Raw genomic sequence first — 15,344 nt, 5'->3', positions numbered from 1 at the left:
TCCTACGAAAAATGCGCACCGGCGAAACACTTCCGGCGCGCATTTCACGCTACTATACAAACGATTATTTTTTAGTGAGCTTTCTTCTGCGGACTAAAACTCCTGCTCCGCCTGCTGCCATTACACATGCAGCCGCACCTGCAGCAGCTGCTGCTTTCTTATATGGGAAGCCCGGCTTTTCAGGCTTAACAGGTTCGATCACCTCTGGAAGCTTAGCGGGAAGTTCAGGCTTCAACTCAGCTTCAGGCTCCTTAACTGCTCCAAGAACCTCAGGAGTATCAACTACTGCCTCTTCAACTTCTTCTACTATCTCTTCCTCTTCTTCAACGATCTTGTCAGCTTCCTTGGCATTGACAACAATGTTCTTGTAAACCACTGTCTGCTTGTTTCCTGCCACATCCACTGCAACAAGTGTTACGTTGTGAGGCTTCTTGTTTTCCTCAAGAGTGATGGTCTCGATGTTGTCATCAGCCTTGAGCTGCTCTCCGGTATATTTACCGATCTCTTTACCGTTGTTGAATATTGTAAGACTTACAATGCCCATGTTGTCTGTTACGTCCACGTTGAACTCGTGCTTCTTCTCTTTGTATACGCCTCTGTCCTCGATGTCGGCAGCTACGATACTGGGTGCTGTCCTGTCTACAGCGAACTCGATCTCAGCATTTCTGCTCTTGTTATCCATCTCGTTGGTGGCTCTGTCCTTGGTATAAAGTGATACAGAGTACACACCGTCCTTGTCAAAATTGTTCCTGCTAACATTGTAGGAATAGGTCTTCCAGCTGGTGTCATCACCCTGTCTGCTTACTCTGTAATCAGTCTCGCTGTTGAGCTTCCTGATGCTGTCATCCCTTGTTAAAGAAACATCTCTTGTCACAAGATCGTCAACGTTAATCTCGGTTATGGTAACGTCCTGAGGCTCGTTGGTGTAATACTTCTCATTCATGGCCTTGGTGCCTTCGCCAAGAATAAATACTGATCCGAAACGGTTTACTGAGAATACCAGCTTCTCTGTACTTGTATTCTCCGCAAGGTCCGTTACAGTAACCTCAAGGATATAAAGATCGTCGTTCTTCTTTTCCCTTGCAAAGTCGTCGTAGGAAATAACGAGACCGCCTGCTGAACGGGACTTTTTGCTCTTTACTGAAACTGCTCCGTTGTTATAGCCGGTGAGCTTAACCTCTGTCTTGACGCTGTCTGCCTTCTCGGGAAGGTTCACATCCTTACAGGTGATAACCGGTGCGACAACACCGTTATTGGCTGAGTAGTTCTCAACCTCTGAATAAACAATTTCAGGCTTTTCTTTATCAATTACATAGGGGCCGAAGTTGATGGGGTTATATTCCACACCGCCCTGGGAATAATATGCCTGGAAAGCATACTTTCCGTCCTTTTCCATCTTGACCCTGACCAGTGTCTCTTCACCCTTGTCGATAAATTCCAGTGTAGGAGAGGCATTGGGTGTCTTGGCGTCATCATTGCGGACCTTAACATGGTCTTTTACCCTGGAGTATCTGGCCTTAACAGTGATCTCCTCCACAACGCTCTGGTTGTAGTAGAAGCCGTTCTTGGGCTTGATCTTGGACTGAGGAGTGGACTTCATCTCAGGAACCGCAGGCTCAATGGTAAACTGGGTTATCACTTCCCCTGATTTCTTCTTAAGGGTAACACCGCAGTCATCCACAGGTGAAGCATCTGAATAGGAAACAGTGTACTCTCCTTCTCCGCCGATGACGATCTTGGTTGTGCCGTCATTGGTTGTTCCGCTTACTGTAAAGTCCACAGGCTTCTGGTACTTGGCGCCTATATCGCTTCTTGTTACAACAATACTTTCCTTAACGTTCTTTTCAAGACTGGCCTTGTCAAAATATACACCGTTCTTGATGCCAACCTCGATAACTACCTCTGTTCCGGTCTCATAGGAAGGAATCTTCTGGAAAATAGGATTCCAGATCTTGGCTTCCGGCCAAACCTTGTGTACGGTAAGTTCCGGAGCTACCGGATCATAGGCAATGGTTACAGAGTTAAAGCTTTCGTTATCAACTGTGTTCAGGGCATAGTCTGAAGCCTCAGCACCGTTGATCATATAAAGTCCCGGCTTGTCGAACTTGAACTCTTCTTTTAATTCTGTCTTATCGCCATCTGTGCTCTTATTTACAGATACAGTCTTTCCGCTCTCGTTATCACCAAAGCCACCCTTGAAATTATAGGAATAACCGCCGAAATCCTTGAGGTAATCATCCTTAACCTTGATATAAACCGTGGTATTGTTGTCGGTAATAAGTTTGTCTACATTGGGCGAATTCTTAAGTACAGGACTGCTCTTATCTGTAGACTTGCTCCAGTCAATGGGCCACCATGGATTCTTTTCTACATATTCCACGGAAGCAGTTGGGTTGACGCTGTCAACCACCAGGTAGTTCTCAGTTCTGGTTACTTTGGCATCGCTGCCGATTCTTCTGGTGTCCGTGCACATGATTCTTGCAGGAACCTGAACATTACCGTTGCTGTCTGTAAATTCAGCTAAAAACTCTTCTTCGGACTCCTCTACAGGAACAACGCTATAGATATATTTAAGAGGACGAATAATGGGTGCCTCTGACATTCTGTCGACCTTGGGGTTCTTGGTCATATCCATATAAACCACTGAAGGGTTGTCTGCGGCAACTATCTTGCAGATCTGGGCAGGCAGTATCTTGGTAGGTGTTAAGCCATCTCCATCCTGAATGAGGGATGCGCCAACCTCAACCATGACATCTATTCCATTCTCAGCGGCATCATATCTGCTGACATTGGAAACAGAATATTTCAGATCCTTGATACCGGATCTCTTGGGATTGACATAGTAGGTATTATGGGTATCATACACATCTTCACGATCTCTCTTATTCTTTCCTTTGGAAGAATAGACTGTGTATCCCTCAAGCTCTCTTTCTGTGCCCTTACGGCTATATCCTGTGAAATTGCCGCATTTAGGATTAAAGCAGCTGACAGCATAGTCACTGCTCTCATCCCTGTCGCAGGGAGCCGCAGCAAGAAAGAACTGTTTATCACTCAGATTTTCATTAACGTGGTAGATCACGCTGCCCATAAACTCAGTACAGGTATAAGAGTAATTCCAGTAATTATTACATGCCAGTTCGCGTTTGGTATTGCCCTCTTTCCTGTATAAACCAATGAGCTGCCATCCGGGAATTGTACAGTCACTGCTAAAGCATATGTCTGTAGTACCATCACCGTTGTCAGTCATGTATACTTCCAATTCTTCAACGAAAGCCTCTACCTCTTCCTCTTCAAACTCCGCATCCTCAGAGTCATTGGCACTGATATCCCCGGAATTCTCGGAGATATCCTCATCCTTCCATTCCTCACTGGAAGCGCTGCTGGCAGCATCTGCGCTGTCCTCGGATGAAGCATCGCTTGACGCATCACTTGAAGCATCTCCTGAAGCATCGGAAGCCCCTGAAGAAGCGCTGCCGGAAGCATCAGATGAGCTGGAAGAAGAAGCGTCAGTTGAGCTGTCTGTTCCCGGAGCATCAGAGCTGGCACCGGTTGAAGCGCCCTCACCTGCGCCTGTATCTCCGCCTTCCTCAGTGGAAGCGCCGGTAGATGAAGCATCGGAAGCCTCAGGCTCAGACTCTGAACCCTGGTCCTCCTGCTCTCCGGAATCCTGACTGCTGTCCTCTGTATTCTCAGCAGGCTCAGAGTCCTGTCCATCATTATTTGTTTCATCACCTGAATTCTCTTCAGCAGTTTCCCCATATTCTACTGAATCCGCAACTGCTGCAACCTCGTCGGCTGATACCGAAATGGCAGTGAAATTACACCCCAGAACTGCCGGAACCAGTAGTACAGTAAGAAGCCTTTTCCCCAGAAAAGACCTGATTCTGTCAAATTTCATACACCCTCCTGATTGCACTTATAAAATAAAAATTATATTACCATTTTATAAATTTTATATAAACACATGACCGATTATAAGTTACTGTCTGAATAATTGCAATATATGCCGGAGTATTTTCTGATAATTAATTATTTCTCCACGCACTTAACGAAAATCGCAGAATGATTGTCGCTGGCACCCTTTCTGCTAACCTGCTTCTGTACTGAGTTTATCAGCTTTTCGATGCCTCTGTTTTTCCCGGTAAAAAAGACCTTTCCGGGAAGCTTTTTGATTGTGGCAGGATTAAGCTCCTTGTACACGCCGTCGGTGCAAAGGAAGAACTCGTCGTTCTTTTTGAGCTTGCCCATGCTCCTGTTATACTTGATGTTTTCACTGACTCCCACAGCCTTGGTAAGCTTGCCGTTAGCAGCAGCGTCATCACGCGTTATCTGATACATATGAAGCTTTTTCTTCTTGTAAAGACGACTGTCCCCGGCTGAATACACAGCATATCTGTCCCCGCTGATCACCAGACATACCAATGTACTGCCGCAGGGTCCCTGAGCATTGTACCTGTGGAAGATCTCTTTGTTGACAGCTGAAAGGATCTCCTCGATCTCATCAAAAAGTACCAGGGGCTTATCAAAAACCCTGTCCCTATTGGCCTGCTGCCACATCCTCAGGCTTCCGACAATCTCTCTGGAGGCCAGTTCCCCATGCCTGTGTCCTCCCATGCCGTCTGCGACGCAGAATATAGCCAGATTCTCTGTGATCAGTGATAAAACAGAGTCCTGGTTGATCCCGTCTCTTGATCCTCTATCCGTATAATTGGCTGCTAATAATCTCATCATCAATGACCTTCCGTAATTGTTATTGTGTAGGAGTGTCTTCCTATTGTCACAACAGAATTGTTAACAATAAGCTGCGGGATTGTGGGTTTAAGTAATACTCCGTTGACAGCGCTACGATTCTTAACGTCCTTAAGGTCTGTATAATAGAAAGTTCCGTTCTTGGCTGTTACTGTCGAATGATGTCTGTGTACCGAATTGTCATCTCCGATAATGATATGGTTGTCTTCCATACGTCCGATGGTGAGCTCATCGATAAGCTCGCATCTGAAGCTCCTGTACTCATCATCCTTGTCAGTAAGAAGGAACATATATTTCTTTCTTCCGTCGGAAACAGCAGGTGTGAGCTGCTCTGTTCCGTTGTTCTGGGCTCCTGTTCCATAGCCGAAAAGCTCTGTTTCTCCTGCCCCTGAGCCCAGGTTGACTGTGGGCATCATAACCTCTTCCGGCTTTTTCTTTTTGGCTCTTATAAAATGAACCAGCAACATAATAAGTGAAATAAGGATAAGAAGGCATCCTACTATAGCCGCAATGATATGGGGCTGTCTGAGCTTATCCCAGAGGGTTGGCTCCGGCTCCGGTTCGGACTCTTCAATGAGCTCCACGGGAGGCAGAGGCTTATCCTCCTTTTTCTCCTGATAAACAGGGAAAGGGGTCTGAACCATAAAGGAAATGCTGCTGCCGTCAGCAAGCTTGAGCTGACTGTTCTTTCTCTCACCGTCCCAGGCATCTTCAGGGATCTTGGCCGTAAGCACGGTGATTCCCGAATCCGCAGACAGAATAGCCGGCACATCGCCGATATTATCTTTATCTATAAGAAGACACTCAGCTCCTGTCTTTCTTGACAGAGCGAACATGTCCTCCAGAAGAGGAGCGTTTTTGCCGCTCTTTACACCAAAGGAATAGATAGGATAGTTCCTGTTTGCCAGAAGATCTGCCAGCTCACCGTTGGTGTAGCCGATCTCTTCATCCTTTACTCCGTCGGCAAAAAGGATGATCCTCACATATCCCTCGTAATCACGGGAATCGATCTCATGAATGATGTCGTAGAGAATTGTGTTAAGATATGTCTTCTGATCATGGTATTCTATGCCCTCCACCAGCTTGTCCAGAGCCACATAGTCCTCTGAAAAGTCTGTGGTGAGGTAGTGCACCTGTTCATCAAAGGTTCCCACCTTAAAAAGTTCATTGGGTCCGTGAGCCTCGATGATCTTCCTGATGGAATCCTTGATGGGTTCCATTAATGCCTTGGTCATAGACAGAGAATTGTCCAGAAGAATGAGAGTCCTTACAGGACTTACATCTTCGCCCAGGCCACATGTACCGATATCTGTACAAAAATCCTTTCCGATCTGATAGGTACTACTTCCGTCAACAGCACCGTTTCTGATATATGCTCTGACTGTATCGTCAATTACGAAGGACTGCATCAGCTTGGCCTCACCCTCGGCCCTGACCTCCACGGTAAATAAACCTCCTATCAGAGAAAATGCTATACATGCAGCAAGTGCAAGATTGATTAATTTCTTAAAACTCTTCATAAAAAACTCCCATTATTTCCGGATACGCCAAAAACAGTGCACGAAGGCACTGTTCCCGGTCAAGAATATACAAATTTAGGTATTAAACTTCCATTACGATGTCAGCTGAAAGAGCCTGTGCCTTAGAGATGTTATCTGTCTCGCCCTCTTCGTACTTGTTAGCGATGTCGATAAGGTCTGTGCTGTAAGCTGAGCAAAGGTTGTAAAGTCTGTCCATATCGTCTGAAAGATCAGCGAATCTGTCTGTATAGCTCTTCTGAGCCTCGCCACGCCATACACCTAATGTTCCGCCGATAAGTGTAAGCATTTCTCCTGTAACCTTTCTAAGGTCATCTGCGTGTGTCTGGAAATTAGTAGCCTCTGTTCTTAAGTCAGCTACGTCTGATACTCTTAAATTCTCTAATACTGCTGCCATTATATTAATCCTCCTGTAGGTTGATAATTTTCAAAAATTACTTTGATGCGATGCTGATGTTTGCTGTCTCAGTAGCCTCATACTTTGCAAGGATCTCTGTAAGAGCCTTGATATATGTTCCAACTCCGTCAAAGAAATCAGCGTAGCAATGTCTCTCTTTGCTGTAAGTATCCTGGAAAGTCTCGCTTGCCTTACCTTCCCACTTTGTTGTAAGGTTCTTTACCTCTGTGTCGATATCCTGGGTGTATCCCTGGTATGTTGCGTTAAGCTTTGTTAACTGATCGATGATATCCTGTAATGCCTGTGAACTCTGTACATAAATTTCTGCCATTTTAATTTTCCTCCTTTAATGACTGGCTATTCTTATAGCATCCAGCTCTGCCTGCATTATTCTGGCTGCCATTGCTTCGATTGTGTCTGCCACTCTTCTTACGTCAGCGGCTGTCTTAATTACTTTTGTCTTTTCTTTGTCTGCCTTACTTGTGTAGGTATCAGCATTTTCTCCTGTCCAATCTGAGCGGACCTTGCTGATTGCGCCTGCCATCTCGTCTTCTGCCACATTGTCCATATTAGAAGCAATCTGGCGAAGTCGGTCAGCCTGAGCCTGGGCTCTTTTGAAGTCCATATAAATTTGTGCTTCAGTCTTCATTACCGGTTCTCCTCACTTTTTATCACTTCATTACTATATCTGTTGACAATGCCTGTGCATATCCTACTGCAGTCTCCTCAGCGTCCTCATAAAGTCCTGCCATCTGAAGAATTCTTGTTGGATAAGTACGAAGTCTTAAAATCAAATTGTTAATCTCTGTTACCTGATCTTCAAAGTTCTGTCTCTGAGTATTTCCTGCCTCACCTTCCCAGTAAGAAGCGGTTCCGGAAACCTCCTGCTGAAGAGCATTGACATATTTCTGCATGTCGTCGATATCTGTGTTGATATCTGCTGACTTAGTCTTCATAGATTCAGGTGTTACACCGAGTGCTAATGAAAAAGCCATGATTATCTCCTTCTAAATTACAAGTCGTTAACTATTCCTGCTACGTTGTTCTCGCAGTTTGTGTACTCGGAATGAGCGAATTTCAATTCATTGTACACTCTGAGCACATCGCTAAGCATCTGCTGTGTTTTCAGTTTATCCTCATTGAAAGTAGTCTTAAACTGCTCATGAGCTTCGCCTTCCCACATATTATTAAGCTCGTTCATATGAATTACCATCTGATCAAAGGACTGTGCCAATCCCTTATTTCCGGCATCATAATCCTGAATATCGCCATCAAACTGTGGCAGGTTGTTTGCAATAACGTCCATCCATTTACCCTTTCCGATTAGTGAAACAGCCCTGAAAGCTCTTCAAGTGTCCCATAATCTATTTTATTAGAATTGGCTGACTCCCCACCGTTGCCGGTAAAGTCATGAAGCGATGAACCGCCTCCGAAGGTCCAGCCACGTCCCTCCTGATTGTCTAATATGTTCTCCTCAGCGTTCTCATACTCACGTACGACCCTGACACCGGCATCATACAATCTGCCAAGTGCATTTGACTCCTCAAGTATCCTGCTGCTTATGTACTCCAGAGTCGGAAGAACTTCTGCTATTCCGCTAAGATCCGCAATGTTGTGACTAACGTCATCAACCTGACCTTTAAGACTCCTTAGCGTTTGCTCTACGGAAGAAAATGAAACCACCGCCGAGCGAACATTCCCGGTATTTATGTAGAACATTTTTTATCTCCCTCTGTCTGAAATTACTCTATCACTTCTGGAAAAAAAATGTTGCTTTTCTGACGAATGACACTTGAAATCGGACGAATGACACTTTTTTATATCAAAATGAGCTTTTTTCCACTCCGAACGGCACACTCCGAAAGGGTGTTGTCGATGGGAAGACGGCTCCCGGTCTCAGTGCTGTAGAGCCTTAGCTTTGTCTGATCCCCGATAAAGGTCATCTTCTCCTTCTGCTCTATCATGTCTGTTATCTCAGTTATCACCGAGTTGATTCTTACCTTCTCGTTAAGACTGAAGTTGTAGGTCTTATCGAGGGCAGGTACAAATACATCTACTACTATCATTTCTGTTCCTCCGTCAAAAAGCGCACAAACAGCTCTTTGTCATAGACTTTGGGGGTGTTTCCCTCCCCGGTGGCAGTGATGGTAAAGGGCTCGCCCTCTCTGACCACCACTCTGAGCTGTGCTTTTTCTGCGCCTCGAAGATATCTGTCAACCACGGTCACCACCTCGGGGATGTCCAGAACCTCCTCCATGGGCTTATCTGCCGGGATCTCCTCAGCGGCCGCAGCCTCGCCGGTCTGCTCCTTGGCAGGCATGCCCTCGTAGTCCGTGATGTTCTCAATCAGCTCCCTGGCATCTCCGATCTCAAGCCTTGCTCTCTCAGAGTTCATGGTGTCCAGGTTCATGAGAACCCCGCGGCCGTCCTTCTCATACAAAAACTGCTGTGGCATGGCGCCGTTACCTATATGGTAGATCCTGGCTGCTCCCGCGATTATATCCGCTATTTCCCTTGCATCCTCGGAAAGGGCCAGCTGACCTGACTTATCCGGAACAAGAAGGCCGTCACCTATCATTTTTGCCATAGCCTCCTTGAGCTGCCTGTCGCCGGCTTCCACTTCGCTTATGGCGTCCGGCATCAGAATGCCGTCCACCTTTCTCTGGTAAAAGATGATGAGAAGCTGCTGAAGGGACATGTAAATAGCTTTGCTTCCTATATTACTCATTTTTCATTCTCCCCCTGACATCGGCGTTGTATCTTCTGGAAACCGGGATGAACATATCCCCCTCCAGATACAGTGTTTTCTCTGTTGCCTTGTACTGCGTCACATAGTCCATGTTTACAATGATTCCTCTGTGACACCTGAGGAAATTGCCCGGAAGCACCGTCTCCAGATGCTCCAGGGTGTCGTAGTAGCCGTACTCCTCGTTCCTAAGCCTCAGGTACACCTTCTTGGCCTTGGACTCAAAGTAGAAGACCTGGGAAATGGGGACCTTGATGTTGCCCTTCTTGGTCTCCACCATGATCTGGGTCTCATCCTCCGTGTTCCTGATATCAAGAGAAGCTGTCAGGAATTCACTGATGTTCTTCTCCAGATCCTCCTCGGAAAGAGGCCGCAGGATCAGTCCTGAAGGCATAATTCCGGGCCTGATGTATTTCATGGGGGAAACGGTCACATCCACCGCAAGAAGAAGGGGCGCAGTGGCAAACCTTGCCCTTATCCTGTCTATGGCGCTTCCGTTTTCTCCGAACTCCGCGATGACTACATCACACAGATCCATGGTCTGCAGGGCCTTCTCCAGGTCTTTTTCCCCGGAGCAGGCACAGAATCTGATTTCGTCATCGGTGAGCATGGAAACAGCATCAGAAACGAGATCTTTTATCTTATTCAGTTCTTTTTCATCACTGTCAAATAAAATGGCAGATATCATTTCAAATTACCTTTAACAAGTGGAAGTACTACTTCCTGTGTAACATCGCCGTTATCGGCCGCCAGCATACCTCTGCCGGCAGGACGGGCGTTGTCCACGGTTCTTCTTTCCTGATTCTCGAAACTCATGCCGGCAACCGACGTTGAGTGTACGGTTCCACCGAAGTGGATACCCTTCTTGTCGCCCACATACATCTTGTAGAGCGGCAGTGAAGGAGCCATGCCCAGATTCTCCTTGTCCACAGTGGAGAACCAGAACAGGTTGTGGAGATATCCCTTGCTCATGATCATCTCCATGTTGAGGTTCAGGTTGGCTGGAACATTCGGCTCTGTAGGCTTGGTAACCCTGATGACAAAGTCAGGCAGGTTGTTGATAAGCACGAAGATCTGGCCGAACTTCTGCATCTCCCTGAATATCTCTTTTTCTTCCATATTCTGTCCAAGAAGCTGTGCCTTGAACTTGTTTCTCACAGATATATCCTGTACAAGAAGCTTGGACAGGAAGCCTGCAAAATCAAGCTCTGTGCTGATATGCTCAACACCAAGCTCCTCTGCGAATCTGGCCAGGGTCTTCTCGAAGTCAACGATGACAACTCTTGCACCCTTAGCCTTGGCAGCACAGGCGATAACCTTGAGGGTATTGGTCTTTCCTTTTTTCTTGGCACCGGTGATGAGGTAGGAATAAACCTCTGAGTAGTCGATGCCGTATATAGCCGCTGTCTTGGCATCGTAGCCCAGGGGCAGCTTGTTCTCTGTGCCCAGCATACGTCTGACATCCGGCACTTTTCTGAACTCGTCCCAAACAGGCTCCTCCGGGATCTCCGGTATGGGTCTTGGCATAAAGATGTCGTCTCCGCGGGAGGTCCATGCCTCCTCCATCTTGGCGGCCATGGTGTTGAATACCTTGGCGCACTCAGCATCATTTCTGCTCTTAAGAGGAAGAGCGGTCTGGAACTCAAGAACTCTCTCACCCACTTTGGCGATACCACGTCCGGGGATTCCGGCCTCGGGTCTCATTCTCAGGCGGGAGGTTCTCATATAGCCTGTATAGTCATAGGAATTGTTAAGCTCAAGACAGATGGTTGTCCTGAAGTTCTGTGCCATGTTGTTGGGCACTTCTCCGTTACCGCAGCCCGCAGCTGAAACCACCAGGAAGATTCCCAGGGTTGCACCTTCCTTGATAAGCTGCTGAAGGATTCCGTTGTATCTGTCGGAAGCTCTGTTCATAAGAGCTGCGAAGTTATCGATGATGATGAACATAGCGGGCATGCTGTCCACTTCTGAAGCAGCCTCGTAGTGCTCGTAACCGGTCTCGCCCAGCTTCTGCTTTCTCTCCGCCAGGACCTGAGTCATCATGATAAAGAACTTCTCAAGCTTCTCGTTGGTGTCATTCTCAGTGACGATACCTCCGATGTGAGGCGCCGCCTTGAAAGGTGAGAACTTACGAACTGAAAACTCCAGAGCGTAAATAACAACCTCTGCCGGTGAATATCTGGTAATAAGCTCATATACAAAGGTCTGAAGGAATGAGCTCTTACCTGTGGCGGGTGCACCGATAAGCAGGAGGCTTCCTGCCTTGGGGAAGCTGACAGTGTACATATCCTGTCTCTGATTCTCGGGATCGTCATAAAGTCCCAGTCCCACATTGATATCTCTTTTGCCGCCGTGGTCGGGCCATGCACCGTTGGTAAAAATGGTCTCGGGATTCCTTGGAAGTGAACCCTGAGGCAGCTCATCAACTGCCATAAGCATAGGCAGAAGAGGCAGGAACAGGCTGAAGTCGTGGTTATAATCGTTGGCCTTGGCCATCATCTTGAGGTAGCCCACAACAGCTTCCAGCTGAGTTCTCTCGGGCTTCTGAGGAAGCTTTTTCTTGGCGTTGGTGAACTGGGCCTCCACATCCAGGATCTTCTCCGGATCAAAGCCCTGTATTCCTATGCATTCAAAGAGAGTAATGAGATTCTCTCTGTTGTTTTCTGTATCAGGATAGTCGCACTTACGGCTGAAGAGTTTATCCAGGACGCGGCCTGCGATATGCTCTTTTTCCTCTCTTGTGGCGTTGTTAAGGGCCTCGGGATCATCCCCGTAGACTTCCTTTACCACATCAAGGAGCATGCCGATCCACTCCATCTTCTTTTCCTTCTGACGGATGGTTCTGGCGTGGTTACCCTCGATAAAGGAGGTACCGTTGATATCCAGCATGGTTGCGATGTCTGTGCTGACATCCTCTTCGTCGTCGTAGTATACAGCTCCTGAGAAGCCTGACTGGAACAGCTCATAGAGCTCGTCGTTACCAACCTGCAGGTAACATCTTCCTGACTGGGTGAGGTAAGCCGCATCGGACTTGTGGAGCATATCCATGGAGTCCTGTCTGCTCTGAACCCTCAAGCAGAGCTTGAATCTGGAGTTGGCCCAGATATCATCGCTGACACTTCCCGCAGGCTTCTGGGTAGCCATGATAAGGTGGATACCCAGGGAACGTCCTACACGGGATACGGAGACGATTTCCTGAATGAACTCAGGCTCTTCCTTCTTCATCTCCGCGAACTCGTCGATAACGATGATAAGGTGAGGCAGGGGAACCTTGGCCTCGTTGTTCTTATATAACTTGGTGTAGTCTCTGATATCTTTTACACCGTAGGTCGCAAAAAGGGCCTCTCGTCTGTCCTTCTCACTCTGGATGGAAAGAAGGGCTCTCTGGATCTGATTTCCGGAGAGGTTGGAGATCTGTCCGATCATGTGGGGCAGCTCTTCAAAGAGGTTCGCCATACCACCGCCCTTATAGTCGATGATGAAAAAGCTGACATCATCAGGGCTGTAGTTGATGGCCAGTGAAAGAATGTAGGTCTGCAGTGTCTCAGACTTACCGGAACCTGTAGTTCCCGCCACAAGACCGTGGGGTCCGTGGTACTTCTCGTGAATATCAAGATAGCAGGGCGCTCCGCCGGCCTTCTGGCCCACCAGAGCCTTCATGGACTCGTAGGTACGGTTCTTTTTCCATCTGGTGAGAACATCCAGGTCGTCCAGTTTTTTGATGCCGTACATCTCAAAGAAAGTTATGGAGCCGGGCACATCACCGCCGGTCTCCATCTCCTGAACCTCAACACAGGCAATGCGCTGGGCAAAATCGTGGGCCTGCCTGGTGGTGATGCTGTCAAACTTCACCGTGGTTCCCTTTTCCAGGTCCTCTGAAGTTCTGTAGATACCGCTGTAAATGTTGTCGTTCTCGATGATATACTCGCAGGCGTTGGGGAGCTGCTCGTAGTTCTCAACCATATAGATGGTGGAAAGGCCGTACTCAGGCTTGGGTGAAAGCAGGTACTGGGTCAAAAGCTCTCCCTCAAGGAACTCGGGAGCTGCCACGATCACCACGTAATAGGGCTTGGGAAGCTGATCATCCTCCTGTTCCGGTGTTCCGCCGTTCTCGATCCTCTGACGGATCACTTTGTTAAGTTCAAAGAAGACCTCGCTTACGGTCTCCTTGTTGGATGCGATAAATCTGAATTTCTTGGACTCATTCCATACGTGGGGCAGCCACTTTACGAAATCCCACTCTCCGCTGAGACTGGTCTTTTTCTCGTTATACACAAGGGCGATCTTGACGTCTGTGTAGGAGTCGTTGGCTGCGATCTGGGTAATAAGGCTTCGAACCACCTGAACGCCGCCGGCCATGGTACGTCCGCCTACAACGCCCACCAGTCTCTCCTCCAGCAGGTCTACGCAGATAGGCACATCCTTAAGGGTGGCGTAAGTCTTTTTCAGGTTCTCAGGGATCAGAGTCAGGTTGTTCTCGCTCATGGAGAACTTCTCAGCGGGCACCTCGATGTCCACCTGGAAGGGCATGTCGCCGATTCCTACTCTGTGGGACAAAAAGTCAGGCTGACTCATGTTTCTTCCCCATAAAACCGGTGTGTTGGGGCCGTACATGCAGGCCTCCTCTGCGGGAACGTATCTGTCTCTGAGGATTTCTGTGTTTCTCTCATACTTTGATCTGATGAGTTCTTCCTTCTGTCTGAGGTATTCGCCGTACTTCTCGTTACGCTTTTTCTCGTATTCCTCATACTCCCTGCGGGCGCGCTTCATACCGGTGATACCTCTGATAGCGCCGATGGTTGCTGAGGTTGTGGCGGTTACCATACCCATGTACATGAACACGCCTCGGTTAACGCCGGAGAGTCTGGATGCCACCACCATAAAGGTACAGCCCACCATCATGGGAAGGGCCATAACCAGGGCTCCTCCGATGGCGCCGAAGATACCTGTCTTTCTGACCTCATCCTTGGGCTGCGGTGGCTCGTCGATCTTGACGGGCTCTGAATCTATCTGACTGAGCCTTCTGGGGGCTCTGTTGAACATGGTAAATAGTCTCTTTTTATTGACCTTCTGAAGAGGAACTTCCTTCTCCTCCGCAGGCAGGAGGACGTTCTCATCCACTTTTACCCCGCTCTCAAAAACATTGACAGCGAACTTGTTGCCAAGAAATACCATGCGAAGACCGAAAATGTCCACGCAGTCGCCGAAAACCAGCTTCTGGCTGCCGATAAGTCTCCTGTTATTAAGGAAAGTTCCGTTGGCACTCTCGTTATCTGAAAGGATCACATCCCCGTTATTGATGAAAATAGCCGCATGAATAGCTGAAACCTGATTGGTATTCATGTAGTCGTAGCAAAGGGTTGTGTCGCTGTTTCTGCCTATGGTTATGGTTGAACCCTGGGATGGAACGTAATAGTGATTGTAGGCAGCAAAATAGTCCTCTACGTTGTTGGCGATCACGGTGATGATATGATTTCCTTCAACAAGAAGCTTGAACTCGTTCTTTTTGCAGTTTGCATCGTCCTGAATCGGGCTGGCATAGCAGTCGACCTCAGGGTCAAGACACTCAAGGTCGTATCGCTCGGACATGCGGAAATACCACTTGTTGTCCCGAACCTCCATCCTGAGCTCTATATCCTTGCTGATGCCAAAAAGATTCTCAGAAATAAGAACTGTATGATCTGCATCATTGATAGCAGGTAAAAGAAAACGCTTAAAAGCGTTCTGACTGTATATCGTTAAAACTGTCCCCATGTTACTTTTTTCTCTTCCCAACAAAAAATGTTCCGTACCTTTTTATATAAATTAATAAAAAAATACGGAACAATAATACCATAAATTGGACAAAATATACCCTTTTTAATTTCGAATTTTTTGTTAACAAAATCCTGTTACCAGCATGAATACTGCCGCC

General features: G+C 47.4%; 13 protein-coding genes. All 13 read right to left on the bottom strand.

The features are described 5' to 3' along the window. Positions 1–64: 64 nt before the first annotated feature. Complete coding sequence (locus tag T359_RS0111425) at positions 65–3,898, bottom strand: hypothetical protein (protein ID WP_026517604.1); 3,834 nt, start codon at positions 3,896–3,898, stop codon at positions 65–67. A gap of 131 nt (positions 3,899–4,029) precedes the next feature. Beyond that, positions 4,030–4,731 carry a PP2C family protein-serine/threonine phosphatase gene (locus T359_RS0111420; RefSeq protein ID WP_026517603.1) on the bottom strand — a complete coding sequence of 234 codons (702 nt, stop codon included), beginning with the start codon at positions 4,729–4,731 and terminating at the stop codon, positions 4,030–4,032. Further along, positions 4,731–6,269 (bottom strand): FHA domain-containing protein, encoded by a 1,539-nt coding sequence (locus tag T359_RS0111415; protein WP_026517602.1) that lies wholly within the window; start codon positions 6,267–6,269, stop codon positions 4,731–4,733. The genes T359_RS0111420 and T359_RS0111415 overlap by 1 nt, the downstream gene beginning before the upstream one ends. Positions 6,270–6,351: 82 nt before the next feature. Beyond that, a complete protein-coding gene (locus T359_RS0111410; RefSeq protein ID WP_026517601.1) occupies positions 6,352–6,684 on the bottom strand; it encodes a WXG100 family type VII secretion target in 333 nt (110 codons plus the stop codon). 37 nt (positions 6,685–6,721) lie between these two features. Further along, entirely contained in the window at positions 6,722–7,015 is a 294-nt protein-coding gene (locus tag T359_RS0111405) for a WXG100 family type VII secretion target (RefSeq protein WP_026517600.1), read from the bottom strand. Positions 7,016–7,030: 15 nt separating this feature from the next. Next, positions 7,031–7,333: a hypothetical protein gene (locus T359_RS0111400; protein WP_026517599.1), complete on the bottom strand. Its 303-nt coding sequence runs from the start codon at positions 7,331–7,333 to the stop codon at positions 7,031–7,033. Between the two features lie 22 nt (positions 7,334–7,355). After that, positions 7,356–7,679 carry a WXG100 family type VII secretion target gene (locus tag T359_RS0111395; RefSeq protein WP_026517598.1) on the bottom strand — a complete coding sequence of 108 codons (324 nt, stop codon included), beginning with the start codon at positions 7,677–7,679 and terminating at the stop codon, positions 7,356–7,358. Between the two features lie 17 nt (positions 7,680–7,696). Beyond that, entirely contained in the window at positions 7,697–7,990 is a 294-nt protein-coding gene (locus T359_RS0111390) for a WXG100 family type VII secretion target (RefSeq protein ID WP_026517597.1), read from the bottom strand. Positions 7,991–8,007: 17 nt separating this feature from the next. Next, the gene (locus T359_RS0111385) at positions 8,008–8,403 is read right to left on the bottom strand and encodes a hypothetical protein (protein ID WP_026517596.1); all 396 of its coding nucleotides are present in this window, start codon (positions 8,401–8,403) and stop codon (positions 8,008–8,010) included. 98 nt (positions 8,404–8,501) lie between these two features. Then, the gene (locus T359_RS0111380; protein WP_026517595.1) at positions 8,502–8,750 is read right to left on the bottom strand and encodes a hypothetical protein; all 249 of its coding nucleotides are present in this window, start codon (positions 8,748–8,750) and stop codon (positions 8,502–8,504) included. Further along, the gene (locus T359_RS0111375; protein ID WP_026517594.1) at positions 8,747–9,412 is read right to left on the bottom strand and encodes a hypothetical protein; all 666 of its coding nucleotides are present in this window, start codon (positions 9,410–9,412) and stop codon (positions 8,747–8,749) included. The genes T359_RS0111380 and T359_RS0111375 overlap by 4 nt, the downstream gene beginning before the upstream one ends. Beyond that, entirely contained in the window at positions 9,405–10,118 is a 714-nt protein-coding gene (locus T359_RS0111370) for a LytR/AlgR family response regulator transcription factor (RefSeq protein WP_026517593.1), read from the bottom strand. Before T359_RS0111370 ends, T359_RS0111375 begins: the two co-directional genes overlap by 8 nt. After that, positions 10,115–15,184, bottom strand: a complete 5,070-nt coding sequence (gene essC, locus T359_RS0111365) for a type VII secretion protein EssC (protein ID WP_026517592.1) — start codon at positions 15,182–15,184, stop codon at positions 10,115–10,117. The genes T359_RS0111370 and essC overlap by 4 nt, the downstream gene beginning before the upstream one ends. Positions 15,185–15,344: the final 160 nt, after the last annotated feature.

It is taken from the genome of Butyrivibrio sp. MC2021 (assembly GCF_000621605.1).
GTDB lineage: Bacteria > Bacillota > Clostridia > Lachnospirales > Lachnospiraceae > Butyrivibrio.
Note: the sequence above shows the minus strand (reverse complement) of the source record. Positions and strands in the feature narration are given on the sequence as shown.